Annotated in this window: 16 protein-coding genes; 13 read left to right on the top strand and 3 right to left on the bottom strand. The window is 39.9% G+C overall.

What is annotated here, in order from left to right; genetic code table 11:
* Positions 1-360: 360 nt before the first annotated feature.
* The 9 genes from HMPREF2766_RS06635 (at position 361) to sdbB (ending at position 11,644) form a co-directional block, all read left to right on the top strand.
* Complete coding sequence (locus HMPREF2766_RS06635) at positions 361-3,462, top strand: DNA polymerase III subunit alpha (protein ID WP_070568746.1); 3,102 nt, start codon at positions 361-363, stop codon at positions 3,460-3,462.
* Between the two features lie 80 nt (positions 3,463-3,542).
* Positions 3,543-4,550, top strand: a complete 1,008-nt coding sequence (gene pfkA, locus HMPREF2766_RS06630) for a 6-phosphofructokinase (protein WP_000820882.1) — start codon at positions 3,543-3,545, stop codon at positions 4,548-4,550.
* Between the two features lie 66 nt (positions 4,551-4,616).
* The gene (gene pyk / locus HMPREF2766_RS06625) at positions 4,617-6,122 is read left to right on the top strand and encodes a pyruvate kinase (RefSeq protein WP_070568742.1); all 1,506 of its coding nucleotides are present in this window, start codon (positions 4,617-4,619) and stop codon (positions 6,120-6,122) included.
* A 160-nt stretch (positions 6,123-6,282) separates the two neighbouring features.
* On the top strand, positions 6,283-7,542 hold the full coding sequence (locus tag HMPREF2766_RS06620; protein WP_049479008.1) for a UDP-N-acetylglucosamine 1-carboxyvinyltransferase: 1,260 nt from the start codon (positions 6,283-6,285) through the stop codon (positions 7,540-7,542).
* A gap of 15 nt (positions 7,543-7,557) precedes the next feature.
* Positions 7,558-8,109: a GNAT family N-acetyltransferase gene (locus tag HMPREF2766_RS06615; protein ID WP_070568740.1), complete on the top strand. Its 552-nt coding sequence runs from the start codon at positions 7,558-7,560 to the stop codon at positions 8,107-8,109.
* Positions 8,102-9,379 (top strand): CBS-HotDog domain-containing transcription factor SpxR, encoded by a 1,278-nt coding sequence (gene spxR / locus HMPREF2766_RS06610; RefSeq protein WP_000033809.1) that lies wholly within the window; start codon positions 8,102-8,104, stop codon positions 9,377-9,379. The genes HMPREF2766_RS06615 and spxR overlap by 8 nt, the downstream gene beginning before the upstream one ends.
* A gap of 15 nt (positions 9,380-9,394) precedes the next feature.
* Positions 9,395-10,255, top strand: coding sequence for a methionyl aminopeptidase (locus tag HMPREF2766_RS06605; protein WP_000631558.1), 861 nt, complete (start codon positions 9,395-9,397; stop codon positions 10,253-10,255).
* Between the two features lie 124 nt (positions 10,256-10,379).
* A complete protein-coding gene (ccdA2, locus tag HMPREF2766_RS06600; protein WP_002875594.1) occupies positions 10,380-11,087 on the top strand; it encodes a thiol-disulfide oxidoreductase-associated membrane protein CcdA2 in 708 nt (235 codons plus the stop codon).
* 11 nt (positions 11,088-11,098) lie between these two features.
* On the top strand, positions 11,099-11,644 hold the full coding sequence (gene sdbB / locus HMPREF2766_RS06595; RefSeq protein WP_000755591.1) for a thiol-disulfide oxidoreductase-associated lipoprotein SdbB: 546 nt from the start codon (positions 11,099-11,101) through the stop codon (positions 11,642-11,644).
* 29 nt (positions 11,645-11,673) lie between these two features.
* On the opposite strand, the gene pbp3 is transcribed toward sdbB, so the two are convergent.
* On the bottom strand, positions 11,674-12,915 hold the full coding sequence (gene pbp3, locus HMPREF2766_RS06590; RefSeq protein WP_070568737.1) for a D-alanyl-D-alanine carboxypeptidase PBP3: 1,242 nt from the start codon (positions 12,913-12,915) through the stop codon (positions 11,674-11,676).
* A 104-nt stretch (positions 12,916-13,019) separates the two neighbouring features.
* Between pbp3 and HMPREF2766_RS06585 the strand changes: the two genes are divergently transcribed.
* From HMPREF2766_RS06585 to ffh, 4 genes are all read left to right on the top strand, one after another.
* Complete coding sequence (locus HMPREF2766_RS06585) at positions 13,020-14,141, top strand: AI-2E family transporter (RefSeq protein WP_070568734.1); 1,122 nt, start codon at positions 13,020-13,022, stop codon at positions 14,139-14,141.
* Positions 14,142-14,376: 235 nt separating this feature from the next.
* Entirely contained in the window at positions 14,377-15,573 is a 1,197-nt protein-coding gene (gene tuf, locus HMPREF2766_RS06580; protein ID WP_001040720.1) for an elongation factor Tu, read from the top strand.
* 138 nt (positions 15,574-15,711) lie between these two features.
* A complete protein-coding gene (locus HMPREF2766_RS06575; protein WP_061427218.1) occupies positions 15,712-16,044 on the top strand; it encodes a putative DNA-binding protein in 333 nt (110 codons plus the stop codon).
* Between the two features lie 11 nt (positions 16,045-16,055).
* The gene (gene ffh / locus HMPREF2766_RS06570) at positions 16,056-17,627 is read left to right on the top strand and encodes a signal recognition particle protein (protein ID WP_070568732.1); all 1,572 of its coding nucleotides are present in this window, start codon (positions 16,056-16,058) and stop codon (positions 17,625-17,627) included.
* Between the two features lie 82 nt (positions 17,628-17,709).
* Here ffh and HMPREF2766_RS06565 read toward each other — a convergent pair whose 3' ends face one another.
* Both HMPREF2766_RS06565 and HMPREF2766_RS06560 read right to left on the bottom strand, forming a co-directional pair.
* Positions 17,710-18,708, bottom strand: coding sequence for a sensor histidine kinase (locus HMPREF2766_RS06565; RefSeq protein WP_070568729.1), 999 nt, complete (start codon positions 18,706-18,708; stop codon positions 17,710-17,712).
* The gene (locus tag HMPREF2766_RS06560) at positions 18,692-19,381 is read right to left on the bottom strand and encodes a response regulator transcription factor (RefSeq protein WP_070568722.1); all 690 of its coding nucleotides are present in this window, start codon (positions 19,379-19,381) and stop codon (positions 18,692-18,694) included. Before HMPREF2766_RS06560 ends, HMPREF2766_RS06565 begins: the two co-directional genes overlap by 17 nt.
* Positions 19,382-19,412: the final 31 nt, after the last annotated feature.

The following is a 19,412-nucleotide window of genomic DNA, read 5'->3' as shown; positions in this document are numbered from 1 at the left end:
ATAAATTTCTTAAACCAGCATATCTATTTGGTAAGTTATTATAAAATGCTGAATAAATACCATAGAAGTAAGCCTTTTTCTAGAGATTTTTATATGTAAAACTGCATATAGCTCCTATCTTTGTTATACTTCGTTTGGTATAAATATATCTAAATTTACATTTAAAACTATCATATGATATTAATTTTTTATTTCTTTCCTCTGAGAAATGAAGAATTTAACAGTAAGAAAATAAGAAGAGAAGAAGAGAAGAAGTTTGTTACTGATAATATTGAAAAGAAAGAGCAGAGTAGCTTCAATATCCAACTTAAAACTTAAAATGGTATAATAGTAGTAAAACGAAAGCAAGGAGGAGAAGAAATGATTGCACAGCTCGACACCAAGACTGTTTATAGTTTTATGGAAAGTGTGGTTTCGATTGAAAAATATGTACAAACAGCTAAAGTGTATGGCTATTCTCACCTTGCTATCATGGATGTGGATAATCTCTATGGGGCTTATCATTTTTTAGAAGTGACTCGAAAATATGGAATCCAACCTTTAATTGGTCTTGAAATGTCCTTGATCAAAGATGAGGAGAATATTTCTTTCCGTTTTCTAGCCCTATCCACTAAAGGTTATCAAGAGTTGATGAAGTTATCCACTTTAAAAATGACTGGACGGAAAAATTGGTCTGACTTCACCTCCCACCTCGAAGATGTTGCTATTATTGTTCCCTATTTTAATGGGGTCGAACAGTTGGATTTGGGGGTTGATTTTTTTATCGGTGTTAGTCCAGATACTCCTCAAGAAGTCTTTACCAGACCCATTCTTCCACTCTACCAAGTCAACTCTTTTGAAAAAGAAGACCTACAGGTTTTGCAAATTTTGTCAGCAGTCAAGGACAATGTTAGCCTGAGAGAAGTAGATGTGCATTCACAACAAGGGATTTTTTTACCTGCCTCAGATTTAGAAGCTCGGTTTAAAAATCGCTTCCCTCAGGCGCTTGCCAATCTCCAGAATTTGATAGAGAATGTAAGCTATCAAATCGACCCAAGTTTAAAACTTCCTCGCTTTAATCCTGAAAGACCAGCGGTGGAAGAGCTTCGAGCAAGAGCTGAGAATGGCTTGATTGACAAGGGGCTAACCTCAGCTATCTATCATGAGCGACTGAATGAGGAATTAGCTGTGATTCATGATATGGGATTTGACGACTATTTTCTTGTAGTTTGGGATTTGCTCCGTTTTGGACGCTCCCAAGGCTACTATATGGGAATGGGTCGTGGTTCTGCGGTTGGTAGTCTGGTGGCTTACTCACTGGATATTACAGGAATTGATCCGGTTGAAAAGAACTTGATTTTCGAGCGCTTTTTAAATCGTGAGCGCTATACCATGCCCGATATCGATATCGACATTCCAGACCTTTATAGACCAGAGTTCATTCGTTATGTTCGTGATCGCTATGGTAGTCAACATGTGGCACAGATTGTCACTTATTCGACCTTTGGAGCAAAACAAGCAATTCGTGATGTTTTCAAACGCTATGGCGTTCTAGAGTACGAATTAACAAATATTACGAAAAAAATCAGTTTCCGAGATACGCTAACGACAGCCTATGAAAAAAATTTGCAGTTTAGGCAGGTCATCAATAGTAAGATTGAATACCAAAAAGCTTTTGAGATTGCTCGAAAGATTGAAGGGTATCCTCGTCAGACTTCTATTCATGCAGCTGGGGTCGTTATGAGTGACCAAGATTTGACGGACTATATTCCGCTCAAATACGGTGAGGACATGCTGATCACCCAGTATGATGCTCATGCAGTTGAAGCTAATGGTCTTTTAAAAATGGATTTCCTAGGTCTGCGTAACCTAACTTTTGTCCAAAAAATGCAGGAATTACTAGCTGAGTCAGAAAGTATTCATCTGAAAATCGAAGAGATTGATTTGGAAGACAAAGAAACTCTAGCCCTCTTTGCAGCTGGAAATACGAAAGGAATTTTCCAATTTGAACAACCAGGAGCCATTCGACTGTTGAAACGGGTCAAACCACAAGTCTTCGAAGAAGTGGTAGCAACGACATCCCTCAATAGACCAGGTGCTAGTGATTATATTGATAATTTTGTCGCTCGTAAGCATGGTAAAGAAAAGGTGACGGTGTTAGACCCTGCCTTAGAAGACATCCTTTCATCAACCTACGGTATTATGCTCTATCAAGAGCAGGTCATGCAGGTAGCTCAACGCTTTGGAGGATTCAGTCTTGGTAAAGCCGACATTCTCAGACGTGCCATGGGTAAGAAAAATGCCAAAGAGATGCATCTGATGAAGGAAGATTTTATCACAGGAGCTATGAAATTGGGGCATACAGAAGAAAAGGCCAACCAAGTTTTTGCAGTGATGGAAAAGTTTGCAGGCTATGGATTTAACCGATCCCACGCTTATGCCTACTCAGCACTGGCATTCCAACTAGCTTATTTCAAGACACACTATCCTGCTATTTTCTTTCAAGTTATGTTGAACTATTCTAGCAGTGATTACATTGTAGATGCATTGCAGATGGGCTTTGAAGTAGCTCCCTTAGCAATCAACAGCATTCCCTATCATGATAAAATTGCTCAGAAGAAAATCCATCTTGGTATAAAAGCCATTAAGGGAATGCCAAGAGATTTGTCTTACTGGATTATTGAAAATCGTCCTTTCTCAAGCATTGAAGATTTTGTCACACGTCTTCCCAAGAATTACAAGAAATTGTCGCTTTTGACGCCTTTGGTTGAACTAGGACTTTTTGATGAATTTGACAAGAATCGCCAGAAAATCTTAGTGAACCTACCAAACTTATTTGTCTTTGTTGAGGAGTTAGGTGGACTCTTTGCGGATACAAATTATAGTTGGACTGAAGCTGATGATTTTACTGAGGCAGAGAAATTTTACAAAGAGCAGGAACTGATTGGGGTAGGTATCAGTGCCCATCCTCTCCAAACTCTTGCCAAACAAGCCCTATATCCGACGACGCCAATCGCTAATCTAACCGAGGGAGCTCAAGCCACTCTCCTAGTTGAAGTTCAAAAAATTAAAGTGATTCGAACCAAGAAAGGCGAGAGTATGGCCTTTTTACAGGTTCATGACAGTAAGTCTCGGTTGGATGTAACTATATTTTCAGACCAGTATAGAAAATTTGCTTCCATTTTATCCGAAGGGAAATTTTACTACATCAATGGCAAAGTTCAATCTCGAGATGGTCGTCTGCAAATGATTGCACAAGAATTGAAAGAAGCAGTGGCGGAACGATTCTGGATTCAAGTTAAAAATCATGAAAATGATAAAGAGATTTCAAATATTCTAGAACAATACAAAGGCCCAATCCCTGTCATTATCAGGTATGAAGAAGAACAAAAAACGGTTGTTTCTACACAACATTTTGTAAGAAAAGATTCTGCTCTAGAGGAAAAATTAGAGGGAATTGCTATGAAAACGATTTATCGCTAAAAATACGGAAAATAGAAGAATTTTCCAATTAAATGTGGTATAATCAGTAAGAATGTTAAAAGAAAAAGGAGCATAACCAAATGAAACGTATTGCTGTTTTAACCAGTGGTGGAGACGCCCCTGGTATGAATGCTGCCATCCGTGCGGTAGTTCGCCAAGCAATCTCAGAAGGAATGGAAGTTTTTGGTATCTATGATGGATACGCAGGTATGGTTGCCGGTGAAATTTATCCACTTGATGCTGCTTCAGTAGGAGACATCATTTCCCGTGGTGGTACTTTCCTTCACTCTGCTCGCTACCCTGAGTTTGCACAACTTGAAGGTCAACTTAAAGGGATTGAGCAGTTGAAAAAACACGGTATCGAAGGTGTCGTTGTTATCGGTGGAGACGGTTCTTATCACGGAGCTATGCGCTTGACTGAGCATGGATTCCCTGCTATTGGGCTTCCAGGTACAATCGATAACGATATCGTGGGTACTGACTTTACAATCGGATTTGATACTGCAGTTACGACTGCAATGGATGCGATTGATAAGATTCGTGATACATCATCAAGTCACCGTCGTACTTTCGTTGTTGAAGTAATGGGACGTAACGCTGGTGATATCGCTCTTTGGGCTGGTATCGCAACTGGTGCTGATGAAATTATCATCCCTGAAGAAGGCTTCAAGATGGAAGATATCGTAGCTAGTATCAAAGCTGGTTATGAGCACGGTAAAAAACACAACATTATCGTTTTGGCAGAAGGTGTTATGTCAGCAGCTGAATTTGGTCAAAAACTAAAAGAAGCAGGAGACACTAGTGACCTTCGTGTAACAGAACTTGGTCACATCCAACGTGGTGGATCACCAACTGCGCGTGACCGTGTCTTGGCATCACGCATGGGGGCACACGCTGTTAAACTCCTTAAACAAGGAATCGGTGGTGTCGCTGTTGGTATCCGTAACGAAAAAATGGTTGAGAATCCAATCCTTGGTACAGCAGAAGAAGGAGCTTTGTTTAGCTTAACTGCAGAAGGTAAGATTATTGTTAACAACCCTCATAAAGCTGATCTTGAACTTTCTGCTTTGAACAAGAGCTTGTCCTAATCAACTTTCATTAATTTGGTAACATGACCATAAAAGGTCGAATTATATAAAGGAGTCACAAAAATCATGAACAAACGTGTAAAAATCGTTGCAACTTTAGGTCCTGCGGTTGAAATCCGTGGTGGTAAAAAATTCGGTGAAGACGGATACTGGGGTGAAAAACTTGATGTTGAAGCTTCAGCTAAAAACATTGCTAAACTGATTGAAGCAGGAGCAAACACTTTCCGTTTTAACTTCTCACACGGTGACCACCAAGAACAAGGTGAGCGTATGGCAACTGTTAAACTTGCCGAAAAACTTGCAGGTAAAAAAGTTGGTTTCCTTCTTGATACTAAAGGACCTGAAATCCGTACAGAATTGTTTGAAGGTGACGCAAAAGAGTACTCTTACAAAACTGGTGAAAAAATCCGTGTTGCAACTAAACAAGGAATCAAATCAACTCGTGAAGTGATTGCTTTGAACGTTGCTGGTGCTCTTGATATCTACGATGATGTTGAAGTTGGTCGTCAAGTATTGGTTGACGATGGTAAATTGGGTCTTCGCGTTGTTGCAAAAGACGATGCAACTCGTGAGTTTGAAGTTGAAGTTGAAAACGACGGAATTATCGCTAAACAAAAAGGTGTAAACATCCCTAACACTAAAATTCCTTTCCCAGCTCTTGCTGAACGTGATAACGATGATATCCGTTTCGGTCTTGAACAAGGTATCAACTTCATCGCGATTTCATTTGTACGTACTGCGAAAGACGTTGAAGAAGTTCGTGCAATCTGTGAAGAAACTGGTAATGGTCACGTTCAATTGTTTGCGAAAATCGAAAACCAACAAGGTATCGATAACTTGGATGAAATCCTTGAAGTAGCTGATGGTATCATGATCGCCCGTGGTGACATGGGTATCGAAGTACCATTCGAAATGGTTCCAGTTTACCAAAAAATGATTATCACAAAAGTAAATGCAGCTGGTAAAGTCGCTATCACAGCAACAAACATGCTTGAAACTATGACTGAAAAACCACGTGCAACGCGTTCAGAAGTATCAGACGTGTTTAACGCTGTTATCGACGGAACCGACGCTACAATGCTTTCAGGTGAATCTGCAAACGGTAAATACCCACTTGAGTCAGTAACAACAATGGCTACAATTGACAAGAACGCTCAAACTCTTTTAAAAGAATACGGTCGCTTGTCGTCTGTTAACTTGTCACGTAATTCTAAGACTGAGGTTATGGCTTCAGCTGTTAAGGATGCAACAAACTCTATGAATATCAAGTTGGTGGTTACTCTTACTAAGACAGGTCACACTGCTCGTTTGATTTCTAAATACCGTCCAGATGCTGATATCTTGGCAATCACTTTCGATGAATTGACTCAGCGTGGTTTGATGCTTAACTGGGGAGTTATCCCAGTAACAACTGATCGCCCATCAAACACTGATGATATGTTTGATCTCGCTGAAAGAATTGCAGTTGAGCAAGGTTTGGTAGAATCTGGTGACGATATCGTTATCGTTGCAGGTGTGCCACTTGGAGAAGCTGTTCGTACAAACACAATGCGTATCCGTACAGTACGTTAATCTAACACAAAAACCTATCATTTCAGGCTGAAAAGCTTGAGTGATAGGTCTTTTTTTATCAAAATGGAATGGTATTTAGTAAATAGGAATGGGAAAAAACTGAAAATTATGGTATAATAGAACGAAAAGACCTTTTTAGTAAATTTTGAAAGAGTAAAACATGAGAAAAATTGTCATCAATGGTGGACGTCCATTGCAAGGTGAGATCACCATTAGTGGTGCTAAAAATAGTGTTGTAGCGCTTATTCCAGCTATTATCTTATCAGATGATATTGTCACTTTAGATTGTGTTCCAGATATTTCAGACGTTGCTAGTCTTGTCGAAATCATGGAAATTATGGGGGCGACTGTTAAGCGTTATGAGGATGTCTTGGAGATTGATCCAAGAGGTGTTCAGAACATTCCTATGCCTTATGGCAAGATTAATAGCTTGCGTGCTTCTTATTATTTCTACGGAAGTCTTTTAGGTCGCTTTGGTGAAGCTACAGTTGGACTTCCTGGTGGATGTGATCTGGGACCTCGTCCGATTGATCTTCACTTAAAAGCCTTTGAAGCCATGGGTGCTAAGGTCAGCTATGAGGGAGATAATATGAATTTATCTGCCCAAGGTAAGGGGCTTCATGGCGCAAGTATTTACATGGATACCGTTAGCGTTGGAGCAACGATTAACACCATGATTGCTGCGGTTAAAGCTAAGGGACGTACTGTCATTGAAAATGCGGCTCGTGAACCGGAAATTATCGATGTTGCTACCCTTTTGAACAACATGGGGGCCCATATTCGTGGTGCAGGGACTGATATTATCATTATTGATGGTGTCGAGAAACTACATGGGACTCGTCACCAAGTAATTCCAGATCGTATCGAAGCTGGAACTTATATTTCACTTGCTGCAGCGGTAGGAAAAGGAATTCGTATTAACAACGTTCTCTATGAACACTTAGAAGGCTTTATCGCCAAACTAGAGGAAATGGGCGTTCGTATGACGGTCTCAGAAGACAGTATCTTCGTTGAAGAACAGTCTGGTTTAAAGGCCATCAATATCAAAACAGCTCCCTATCCAGGGTTCGCAACCGATTTGCAACAGCCTATCACGCCACTTTTACTAACTGCCCAAGGTCGTGGAACTATTATTGATACGATTTATGAGAAACGTGTTAATCATGTCTTTGAGTTAGCAAAAATGGATGCGGATATTACGACTACAAACGATCACATTATTTACAACGGTGGTCGTAAGTTACACGGGGCAAGTGTAAAAGCTACAGACTTGCGAGCTGGTGCTGCACTTGTCATCGCTGGTTTGATGGCTCAGGGCCAGACTGAAATTACGAATATTGAGTTTATCCTTCGTGGCTACTCAGATATTATTGAAAAATTGCGTAGTCTTGGAGCGGATATTACACTCGTTGAAGACTAAGCCGTTGAGGTGATTATGAATATTTGGACCAAATTAGCAATGTTTTCTTTTTTTGAAACGGAGCGCTTGTATTTGCGTCCTTTCTTTTTTAGTGACAGTCAAGCGTTTTTCGAGATTGCTTCAAACCCTGAGAATTTGCAGTTTATTTTTCCCAGTCAAGCAAGTTTGGAAGAAAGTCAGTACGCACTTGCTAACTATTTTATGAAGGCTCCTCTAGGTGTTTGGGCAATTTGTCTCCAAGGAAATCAGGAAATGATTGGCTCCATTAAATTTGAAAAAATCGATGAAATCAAAAAAGAAGCAGAAATTGGTTATTTCTTAAAAAAAGATGCTTGGTCGCAAGGTTTTATGACAGAGGCTGTTAGCAAACTCTGTCACCTTTCTTTTGAAGAATTTGGTTTAAAACAATTATCCATCATCACTCATCTGGAGAATCAAGCTAGCCAAAAAGTAGCCTTAAAATCGGGCTTTAGCCTCGTACGACAGTTTAAGGGGAGCGATCGCTATACACGAAAAATGAGGGACTATCTTGAATTTCGTTACGTAAAAGGAGAGTTCAATGAGTAAACACCAGGAAATTTTGTCTTATCTGGAAGAGTTACCAATTGGGAAGAGAGTTAGTGTTCGTAGTATTTCAAATCACCTAGGTGTTAGTGACGGAACAGCCTACCGAGCTATCAAAGAAGCTGAAAATCGTGGCATCGTTGAAACTCGGCCACGTAGTGGAACCATACGAGTCAAGTCCCAGAAAGTGGCTATTGAGAGGCTAACCTATGCTGAGATTGCTGAAGTCACCTCCTCTGAAGTTTTAGCAGGTCAGGAAGGGCTGGAGAGAGAGTTTAGTAAATTCTCCATTGGGGCTATGACAGAGCAAAATATCCTCTCTTATCTCCATGATGGCGGTCTTTTGATTGTAGGTGACCGCACTCGCATTCAACTTTTAGCCTTGGAAAATGAAAATGCGGTCCTTGTGACAGGTGGTTTTCATGTGCAGGACGATGTTCTTGAGTTGGCTAATAAAAAAGGGATTCCAGTTCTAAGAAGTAAGCATGACACTTTTACAGTAGCGACCATGATTAACAAAGCCCTCTCAAATGTTCAAATCAAAACTGATATTCTGACAGTCGAGAAGCTCTATCGTCCCAGTCATGAGTATGGTTTTTTGAGAGAAACGGATACAGTAAAAGACTATCTAGACTTGGTCCGTAAGAATAGAAGTAGTCGTTTCCCAGTCATTAACCAACACCAAGTGGTTGTTGGGGTTGTTACTATGCGTGACGCAGGAGATAAATCCCCTAGCACGACGATTGATAAGGTGATGACGAGAAGTATCTTTGTAACAGGCTTAGCGACCAATATTGCCAATGTTAGTCAACGGATGATCGCAGAAGACTTTGAGATGGTTCCCGTTGTCAGAAGTAACCAAACCTTGCTCGGTGTCGTAACACGAAGAGATGTCATGGAAAAAATGAGCCGTTCTCAGGTTTCAGCTTTGCCGACCTTCTCAGAGCAAATCGGGCAAAAACTCTCTTATCATCATGATGAAGTTGTCATTACTGTTGAACCTTTCATGTTGGAGAAGAATGGGGTCCTTGCTAATGGAGTCTTGGCTGAAATCCTCAACCATATGACCCAAGACCTCGTTGTCAATAGTGGACGTAATCTCATCATTGAGCAGATGTTGATTTATTTCTTGCAGGCTGTGCAGATAGATGATACTCTGCGGATTCAGGCTCGGATTATTCACCACACGAGACGCTCAGCTATTATTGATTATGATATTTATCATGGGCATCAGATTGTTTCAAAAGCAAATGTTACGGTTAAAATTAATTAGAATCTAGGAGAAAAAATGATAACTTTAAAATCAGCACGTGAAATCGAAGCCATGGACAAGGCTGGTGATTTCCTAGCAAGTATCCATATTGGCTTACGTGATTTGATTAAGCCAGGCGTGGATATGTGGGAAGTTGAAGAGTACGTTCGTCGACGTTGTAAAGAGGAGAATTTCCTTCCTTTACAGATTGGCGTTGATGGTGCAGTTATGGATTATCCCTATGCCACTTGTTGCTCTCTTAATGACGAAGTAGCTCACGCTTTCCCACGTCATTACATATTGAAAGATGGCGATTTGCTCAAGGTTGACATGGTACTGGGTGGTCCGATTGCAAAATCCGACCTCAATGTCTCTAAACTCAACTTCAACAATGTTGAACAAATGAAAAAATACACCCAAAGTTATACTGGTGGTTTAGCTGACTCATGTTGGGCTTATGCGGTTGGTACACCGTCTGAAGAAGTGAAAAACCTTATGGACGTAACCAAGGAAGCTATGTATAAAGGGATTGAGCAAGCAGTTGTCGGCAATCGTATCGGTGATATCGGTGCGGCCATTCAAGAATATGCTGAAAGTCGCGGTTACGGTGTCGTTCGTGATTTGGTTGGTCATGGTGTTGGACCAACAATGCACGAGGAGCCAATGGTTCCTAACTACGGTATTGCAGGCCGTGGACTCCGTCTCCGTGAAGGAATGGTACTAACTATTGAACCAATGATCAATACTGGTGACTGGGAAATTGATACAGATATGAAGACTGGCTGGGCTCATAAGACTATAGATGGCGGCCTGTCTTGCCAATATGAACACCAGTTTGTGATTACCAAAGACGGTCCTGTTATCTTGACTAGTCAAGGTGAAGAAGGAACGTATTAAAAAAAGGAGCTTAGCTCCTTTTTTGTGTCAAATTTAGTCAAAATAAATAAGCGTAGCAGACTTCTTACAAATTTATTCTTTTGTAGTACAATAGGATTAGAATTTTGAGAAAGTAGGTAATTCGTTGGAGTCGATTATATTTCTAGTATCCGTTTTTTTAGCAGGTATCCTGTCCTTCTTTTCACCCTGTATCTTTCCTTTGCTACCTGTCTATGCTGGTATTTTACTGGATGATCAGGGGAATTCGAAAAGCTTTCGCTTTTTTGGAAGAGACGTTGCATGGTCTGGTTTAATTCGAACCTTGTGCTTTATTGCAGGAATCTCCCTCATTTTCTTTATTTTGGGATTTGGAGCTGGATTCCTAGGGCATATGCTCTATGCAGACTGGTTTCGTTATGCTATGGGAATAGTCATTATTCTTTTAGGACTTCATCAGATGGAAATCTTGCATTTCAATAAACTGGAGGTTCAAAAGACAGTCACCTTCAAACAATCAAAGTCTAATCACTATCTGTCAGCCTTTTTACTTGGGATAACCTTTAGTTTTGGTTGGACCCCTTGTATCGGACCAGTCTTAAGTTCAGTCTTGGCCCTAGCAGCTTCAGGTGGCAATGGTGCTTGGCAAGGAGCTGTGTTAACATTAGTATACACATTGGGAATGGCCCTTCCTTTCATTGTTTTGGCCTTGGCTTCGGGCTGGATTATGCCCTATTTTAGTAAATTAAAACCCCATATGATTCTACTAAAGAAAATCGGGGGAGCTTTGATTATTTTGATGGGATTATTATTAATGCTAGGGCAATTAAATGCCTTGTCAGGAATTCTTGGATAAAAGGAGAAAAAATGAAAAAAGTTATTTTTGCTGGATTGAGCCTCATGTCTCTATTCTTGTTGATTGCCTGTGGTGAAAAAGAAACCAAACAGACAAGCAGTCCAAAACAACCTGCTGTACAACAAATCGCAGTCGGTAAGGATGCGCCAGACTTTACCTTGCAGTCTATGGATGGCAAAGAAGTCAAGTTATCAGATTATAAAGGGAAAAAGGTCTATTTGAAATTCTGGGCTTCTTGGTGCGGACCATGTAAAAAAAGCATGCCTGAGCTGATGGAATTAGCTGCCAAACAAGATCGAGACTTTGAAATCTTGAGTGTCATTGCACCAGGTCTACAAGGTGAAAAAACAGTTCAAGACTTTCCAAAATGGTATCAAGAACAAGGATACAAGGATATTCCAGTTCTATATGATACGCAAGCAACTACCTTCCAAGCCTACCAAATTCGTAGTATTCCAACGGAATACTTGATTGACAGTCAAGGTAAAATCGGAAAAATCCAATTTGGTGCTATTAGCAACGCTGATGCAGAAGCAGCATTTAAAGAAATGAAATAAAGAAAAAATCGCGATTGTTCGCGATTTTTTTATAGTTTTTCATTGATAAAGCGGATAAATTGATTCCACCAAACCTTCAAAAAGAAGGCTTTTTCAACTTTCTTTTCAGAAACCATTTCAAAAGATGGTTTGTCGGAAGTAAGATAACCTTGGCCAATCAAATCCTGATCATCATAGGTTAGAGTACCAACAACCTTGTCTTCTTCTAATGGAGCCATTTCTGATGTTGATTTCGGTGTGAATTGGAGAGCTGGTGTAGTACCGCTTCCGATGCGTTGGACGATGGAAATGTCTGACTTAGCGACAGCTGTCACATTATCTTCTTTACCATCCAGAACTGTTACTTTACTATCGTTGTATGCTTCACCTTTCTGAACGACGGTTTTTAAGGCAAAATTTGCAGAAATATAATCTAAAAGTGCAGAAGTAGCAGTAAAACGTGCATAAGGGTTGGTATCTTGTTGATCTGCATTCAAAACAACCGTAATAATACGCATCCCTTTCTCAACAGTTGTTCCAACGAATGAAGCACCAGCTTTATCAGTAGTACCTGTCTTTAGTCCATCAATACCACCACGATAGGCAGGCATTCCCTCCAACATATAGTTGGTTGAGTGGATTTCAAGTCCTGCAAAGGTAGAAGTTGGTTTTTTGGTGATTTCCAAAACTTGAGGATAATCTCGGATGAGGTTACGAGCGACGATTGCAACATCGTAGGCACTCAACTTGTTTTCATCGTCTTTTTTAGAACCAGGATAGATATTATCGCCAAGGGTCTCATTATTTAAACCAGTTGTGTTTACAATAGTTGCATCTTGAATTCCCCATTCAAGAAGTTTAGCCCTCATCTTGTCTACAAAGTCTTTCTCAGAACCAGCAATCTTTTCTGCTAGCGCAATCGCAGCACTGTTTGCGCTGGATACCATTGTAGCCTCTAATAGCTGTTCAACAGTATAATTTCGAGCTTCCATAGGGACGTTACTCGCCTCAGAATTAGTTGTAAGTTTGTAAGGATAGTCCGAAATATCAACAGGTGTAGATAGGCTGATAGTTCCTTGTTCCAGAGCTTCATAGACCAAATAAACTGTAACCAGTTTGGTAATAGAAGCAATTTCTACAGGCTGATTTGCATCTTTTTCATAGAGGATTTTTCCAGTTGTAGCCTCGACAGCAATGGCATGTTTAGCAGCAACATCAAACTCCTGAGCAGAAACAGTAGAAGCTGTTCCAAAAACAAAAAGTGTCATAAAAGATAAAATTATTTTTTTCATATTAGCTTTATTTTATCATAAAGAAAAAAAATATTCTCGCTTTTTTACTAAAGCCATCTTATCTTTTTAAGAAATGTGGTAAAATAGAGAGAAGGAGGATACCTATGTTCCGTAGAAACAAATTATTTTTTTGGACAGCTGAAATTTTATTATTAACACTGATTTTCTATCTTTGGAGAGAAATGGGAGCTATCATTACTCCCTTCGTGACGGTTGTGAATACCATCATGATTCCATTTTTGCTTGGTGGATTTTTTTACTACATTACAAATCCCATCGTTACTTTCTTAGAAAAGAGATGTAAAATCAATCGTCTAATTGGTGTCTTGGTCACTCTTTGTGCCTTAATTGGTGCTATCGTTGTAGGGGTCGTTTATCTCTTGCCGATTTTGATTAATCAGTTGACCAGCTTGATTATTTCTAGTCAAAACATCTATAGTAGACTACAAGATTTGATCATCGATTTGTCCATGAATCCAGTCTTCCAAAATATTGATATTCAACAAACTATTCAACAACTGAATCTCTCCTATGTGGATATCCTCCAGAATATCCTGAATAGCGTCAGCAACAGTTTAGGAAGCGTTCTTTCAGCCTTGTTTAGTACAGTTCTGATTCTCATTATGACCCCTGTATTCTTGATTTATTTCTTGTTGGATGGTCATAAGTTGCTACCAATGTTGGAACGTACCGTCTTAAAACATGACAAATTGAATCTTTCTAGCCTTTTAACCAATCTCAATACAACCATAGCGCGCTATATCAGTGGAATTGCGATTGATGCGGTTATTATTGGATGTTTAGCTTATATTGGCTATAGCGTTATCGGATTAAAGTACGCCTTAGTTTTTGCTATTTTCTCTGGAATCGCAAATTTAATTCCTTATGTTGGTCCAAGTATTGGCTTGATTCCAATGGTGATTGCCAATGTGTTCACGGATCCTCATCGTATGTTGATTGCGGTTGCTTATATGCTTATTATTCAGCAGATTGACGGAAATGTTCTCTATCCACGCATCGTTGGAGGGGTTATGAAAGTGCATCCGATTACGATTTTGGTGCTCCTTTTACTGTCAAGTAATATCTACGGTGTCATAGGGATGGTCGTAGCAGTACCTACTTACTCTATTTTTAAAGAAATTACTAAGTTCCTAGCGAAATTATATGAAAACCATAAAGAAGCTCATAAAGAAGCTAAGGAATTGGAAAAAACAGAATCAAATTAAAATCAGGGAAACCTGATTTTTTTGATGAAAATACTATCTCCAAACAAAAAGAAGTTTGAATTTATATTGCCATAAAGAAGCAGAAGAACAGGATTTGATAAGATTTAGATTAATTCACAAAATATGTGTAAAACACTTGCAATTTAGCAGAAATTTGATAAAATAGTAAGGAAAGTTAGACTGTATTGCCTACTGTCTATCTATAAAATATATTTTATTGGAGGCTTTTACTCAAATGGCAAAAGAAAAATACGATCGTAGTAAACCACACGTTAACATTGGTACTATCGGACACGTTGACCACGGTAAAACTACTTTGACTGCAGCTATCACAACTGTATTGGCACGTCGCTTGCCTTCAGCAGTTAACCAACCTAAAGACTATGCGTCTATCGATGCTGCTCCAGAAGAACGCGAACGCGGTATCACTATCAACACTGCGCACGTTGAGTACGAAACTGAAAAACGTCACTACGCTCACATCGATGCTCCAGGACACGCGGACTACGTTAAAAACATGATCACTGGTGCCGCTCAAATGGACGGAGCTATCCTTGTAGTAGCTTCAACTGACGGACCAATGCCACAAACTCGTGAGCACATCCTTCTTTCACGTCAGGTTGGTGTTAAACACCTTATCGTCTTCATGAACAAAATTGACTTGGTAGACGACGAAGAATTGCTTGAATTGGTTGAAATGGAAATCCGTGACCTCTTGTCAGAATACGACTTCCCAGGTGACGATCTTCCAGTTATCCAAGGTTCAGCTCTTAAAGCTCTTGAAGGTGACTCTAAATACGAAGACATCATCATGGAATTGATGAACACTGTTGATGAGTACATCCCAGAACCAGAACGTGACACTGAAAAACCATTGCTTCTTCCAGTCGAAGACGTATTCTCAATCACTGGACGTGGTACAGTTGCTTCAGGACGTATCGACCGTGGTACTGTTCGTGTCAACGACGAAATCGAAATCGTTGGTATCAAAGAAGAAACTCAAAAAGCAGTTGTTACTGGTGTTGAAATGTTCCGTAAACAACTTGACGAAGGTCTTGCCGGAGATAACGTAGGTGTCCTTCTTCGTGGTGTTCAACGTGACGAAATCGAACGTGGACAAGTTATCGCTAAACCAGGTTCAATCAACCCACACACTAAATTTAAAGGTGAAGTCTACATCCTTACTAAAGAAGAAGGTGGACGTCATACTCCATTCTTCAACAACTACCGTCCACAATTCTACTTCCGTACTACTGACGTTACAGGTTCAATCGAACTTCCTGCAGGTACTGAAATGGTAATGCCTGGTGATAACGTGACTATCGACGTTGAGTTGATCCACCCAATCGCCGTAGAACAAGGTACTACATTCTCTATCCGTGAGGGTGGACGTACTGTTGGTTCAGGTATGGTTACAGAAATCGAAGCTTAATTCGATTAAGTTCCCAGAAGAACAATTATTTAAGTCAGACACTAAAAGAATCTTGCCTTGCAAGGTTCTTTTTTTCTTAGTCTATTTGAAGTGCTTCTACTCTAGCAGTATAATCGTTTTTTTGGTATAATAAAAGTTATGGAAATCGAAAAAACCAATCGTATGAACGCCCTTTTTGAATTTTATGCGGCGCTTTTGACAGACAAGCAGATGAACTATATTGAACTCTATTATGCTGATGATTATAGTCTTGCTGAGATTGCTGAGGAGTTCGGTGTCAGTCGTCAGGCTGTCTATGACAATATCAAGCGTACGGAAAAGATTCTAGAAGATTATGAGATGAAACTGCACATGTATTCCGACTACATTGTCCGCAGTCAGATTTTTGACCAGATCTTAGAGCGTTATCCCAAGGATGACTTTCTGCTGGAGCAGATAGAAATTTTAACAAGCATTGATAATAGAGAATAAGAGGAAGAAAAATGGCATTTGAAAGTTTAACAGAACGTTTGCAGAACGTCTTTAAAAATTTACGTAAAAAAGGAAAAATTTCTGAGGCTGATGTTCAAGAAGCAACCAAAGAGATTCGCTTGGCCTTGCTGGAAGCCGACGTTGCTTTGCCAGTTGTAAAGGACTTTATCAAGAAGGTTCGTGAACGTGCAGTCGGACACGAGGTCATTGATACCCTCAATCCGGCCCAACAGATTATCAAAATCGTTGATGAGGAATTGACAGCTGTTTTAGGTTCCGATACGGCAGAGATTATCAAGTCACCTAAAATTCCAACCATTATCATGATGGTCGGTTTGCAAGGGGCTGGTAAAACGACCTTTGCTGGTAAGCTGGCTAATAAACTCAAGAAGGAAGAAAATGCTCGTCCTTTGATGATTGCGGCGGATATTTATCGTCCAGCAGCCATCGATCAGCTGAAAACACTTGGACAACAGATTGATGTTCCAGTTTTTGCACTTGGAACAGAAGTGCCGGCTGTTGAGATTGTTCGCCAAGGTTTGGCGCAAGCTCAAGCCAATCACAACGACTATGTCTTGATTGATACGGCAGGGCGTTTACAAATCGATGAACTTCTCATGAATGAGCTTCGTGATGTTAAAGCACTGGCTCAACCAAATGAAATTCTACTCGTCATTGATGCCATGATTGGTCAAGAAGCAGCTAATGTTGCTCGTGAATTCAATGCTCAGTTGGAAGTAACTGGTGTCATCCTTACCAAGATTGATGGGGACACACGTGGTGGTGCGGCTCTATCTGTTCGTCATATCACTGGTAAACCAATTAAGTTCACTGGTACGGGTGAAAAGATTACAGATATCGAAACCTTCCACCCAGATCGTATGTCAAGCCGTATCCTTGGTATGGGGGATATGCTGACCTTGATCGAGAAAGCTTCTCAGGAATACGATGAGCAAAAAGCCCTTGAAATGGCTGAGAAGATGCGTGAAAACACCTTTGATTTCAATGATTTCATCGATCAATTGGATCAGGTGCAAAATATGGGGCCAATGGAAGACTTACTCAAGATGATTCCAGGGATGGCTAACAATCCAGCTCTTCAAAACATGAAGGTGGACGAGCGTCAGATTGCGCGTAAACGTGCCATTGTATCTTCCATGACACCCGAAGAGCGTGAAAATCCTGATTTGTTAAATCCTAGTCGTCGCCGTCGTATCGCTGCTGGTTCTGGAAATACCTTTGTTGAAGTCAATAAATTTATCAAGGACTTTAATCAGGCTAAACAGCTCATGCAAGGTGTCATGTCTGGGGATATGAACAAGATGATGAAGCAGATGGGAATCAATCCCAATAACCTTCCTAAAAATATGCCAAATATGGGAGGGATGGATATGTCAGCCCTTGAAGGCATGATGGGACAAGGTGGAATGCCCGATATGTCAGCTCTTGGAGGAGCAGGCATGCCAGATATGACCCAGATGTTTGGTGGCGGACTTAAAGGTAAAATCGGTGAATTTGCCATGAAACAGTCTATGAAACGCATGGCCAACAAAATGAAAAAAGCGAAGAAAAAACGTAAATAAAAAAGGAAAGCAGAAGTGCTTTCCTTTTTTATATAAAATATGTGATTTCTATGATTAGGCAATTTTCTTACTAGAAAAATGACTAAATAGAAAGAGTAATCTCAAATCCTTGCATCCATTCGGATTTTACTGTGATTTCGATTTTTAAAGCATCTGCTAATTGTTTGACCAGATAGAGGCCCATGCCTGTTGATTTTTTCCTTGTCTCACCTGAATCACCTGTAAAACCTTTCTCAAAGATATGAGGGAAGTCACAAGCTTTAACTCCGCAGCCATTATCCCTAATAATAAGACTTGTACGTCCCTTGTCTTTTGACATAGAAATCTTGAGTTCTGGCTTATCAGAGCTATATTTAAGGGAGTTAGCTAGTATTTGAGACAGGATAAATTCAAAACTGCGTTGATCGGTGTAGCAGATTCCTTGTATGTTTTCTACCTTAATCGTAAATTTCTTTTCTTTGAGCAAGGGATCAAAGTTTTCCAAAAGTTCCTGAATACACTCTTCGAGGTCGACATCTTCAAATAGAAAATCATTTTTTTCACTTTTAACCCTGTAATAGAATAGTATCTGTGATACATTTTCTTGGATTTGATTTTTTACATAATCCAACTTAAAAGCTGTATCCTTCGGCAGCTGGTCACTTTGGTTGTCCAAAAGGAGGGAAAGAAGCGATAGAGGAAGTTTGATTTCATGAGCCCACTTTTCAACATAGTCCTCATAGTCGGCTAGTAATGAATTGAGCTTTCCTATTTCCGCCTGTTTTTGGTAGAGCGCATTTGCGATTTCCTCGAGGCTTTCTTTCTCTGAGACAGTTGATAAACGCAATAATTCCAGCTCCGTATCTATCTTAGGATTGGCTATGAAGGCTTTATAAGCAGCTGATTTTTTCCTTTCTTTTCTTATAAGTAGGAGTGATAGGATAAAAAAGAGTAGGACTGTAGCTAAAAGATAGAGCAGGATGAGAGCTTGAAACATCCTCACGTCTGAAAGCCAAAGCAGAATCGCTGTGAATAGATCAAATACTAAAAGAACAAGTAACCAGGGCAGGTAAGTAGCTAGATATTTAAGATTCTGTTTCATCTGGACTTACCTCTTCTAGCTTGTAACCAATACCTCTGACGGACTTGACTTGAAGGGCAATGCCAGCCTGTTTCATCACCTTTTTGAGCCTTGCAATATTTACTTGAAGAGCATTTTCATCGATGAACTCAGTTGTGTTCCATAGTTTCATACTTAGTTCTTCTTTTGTGACGACAGGAGCATTAGTAACCAATAAGGTTTCTAACAATTTCCCTTGATTTTGGGGGAGTATAATCGAGTGTCCGTTGATATAAAGGGTATAGGTTTGTCTATCCAGCAGAAAATTATCTTTTTCAAGTAGATTTTGTCTGCCTTCATAGCGTTTCAGGATATTTTCTATACGTGCCAAAAATCTTTCTTTCTTGAAAGGCTTTGTTAGATACTCATCTGCCCCTAATTTCAGGGCGTAAATCTCATCTTTTAGTTGTTCACGGGAGGTGAGAACCAATATGGGCACAGAGCGTTTTGACTTGAGATTTTTACAAATTTGAAAGCCAGTTTCTCCTGGTAAATTCAAATCCAGTATGATTAGATCTGTATCGTATTGAAGCACTTGTTGGCTCGTATCTTTGAAGTCAGTCAACTTATCAACTTGATAACCCGCTTTCTCTAACAAAATAACAATTTCATCTCGAATCAAGGCTTCATCTTCAATAACCAGAATATGCTTCATATCGGTTCCTCCTTTTCCTATTTTATTCTAC

It is taken from the genome of Streptococcus sp. HMSC076C08 (assembly GCF_001810825.1).
GTDB lineage: Bacteria > Bacillota > Bacilli > Lactobacillales > Streptococcaceae > Streptococcus.
The sequence above is the reverse complement of the archived record's forward strand: the minus strand, read 5'-3'. Positions and strand labels throughout refer to the sequence as shown.

Excerpts from the sequence above, each read along its gene's own strand:
- HMPREF2766_RS06635 (WP_070568746.1), top strand. The coding sequence starts at position 361 with ATGATTGCACAGCTCGACACCAAGACTGTTTATAGTTTTATGGAAAGT.
- pfkA (WP_000820882.1), top strand. The coding sequence starts at position 3,543 with ATGAAACGTATTGCTGTTTTAACCAGTGGTGGAGACGCCCCTGGTATG.
- pyk (WP_070568742.1), top strand. The coding sequence starts at position 4,617 with ATGAACAAACGTGTAAAAATCGTTGCAACTTTAGGTCCTGCGGTTGAA.
- HMPREF2766_RS06620 (WP_049479008.1), top strand. The coding sequence starts at position 6,283 with ATGAGAAAAATTGTCATCAATGGTGGACGTCCATTGCAAGGTGAGATC.
- HMPREF2766_RS06615 (WP_070568740.1), top strand. The coding sequence starts at position 7,558 with ATGAATATTTGGACCAAATTAGCAATGTTTTCTTTTTTTGAAACGGAG.
- spxR (WP_000033809.1), top strand. The coding sequence starts at position 8,102 with ATGAGTAAACACCAGGAAATTTTGTCTTATCTGGAAGAGTTACCAATT.
- HMPREF2766_RS06605 (WP_000631558.1), top strand. The coding sequence starts at position 9,395 with ATGATAACTTTAAAATCAGCACGTGAAATCGAAGCCATGGACAAGGCT.
- sdbB (WP_000755591.1), top strand. The coding sequence starts at position 11,099 with ATGAAAAAAGTTATTTTTGCTGGATTGAGCCTCATGTCTCTATTCTTG.
- pbp3 (WP_070568737.1), bottom strand. The coding sequence starts at position 12,915 with ATGAAAAAAATAATTTTATCTTTTATGACACTTTTTGTTTTTGGAACA.
- HMPREF2766_RS06585 (WP_070568734.1), top strand. The coding sequence starts at position 13,020 with ATGTTCCGTAGAAACAAATTATTTTTTTGGACAGCTGAAATTTTATTA.
- tuf (WP_001040720.1), top strand. The coding sequence starts at position 14,377 with ATGGCAAAAGAAAAATACGATCGTAGTAAACCACACGTTAACATTGGT.
- HMPREF2766_RS06575 (WP_061427218.1), top strand. The coding sequence starts at position 15,712 with ATGGAAATCGAAAAAACCAATCGTATGAACGCCCTTTTTGAATTTTAT.
- ffh (WP_070568732.1), top strand. The coding sequence starts at position 16,056 with ATGGCATTTGAAAGTTTAACAGAACGTTTGCAGAACGTCTTTAAAAAT.
- HMPREF2766_RS06565 (WP_070568729.1), bottom strand. The coding sequence starts at position 18,708 with ATGAAACAGAATCTTAAATATCTAGCTACTTACCTGCCCTGGTTACTT.
- HMPREF2766_RS06560 (WP_070568722.1), bottom strand. The coding sequence starts at position 19,381 with ATGAAGCATATTCTGGTTATTGAAGATGAAGCCTTGATTCGAGATGAA.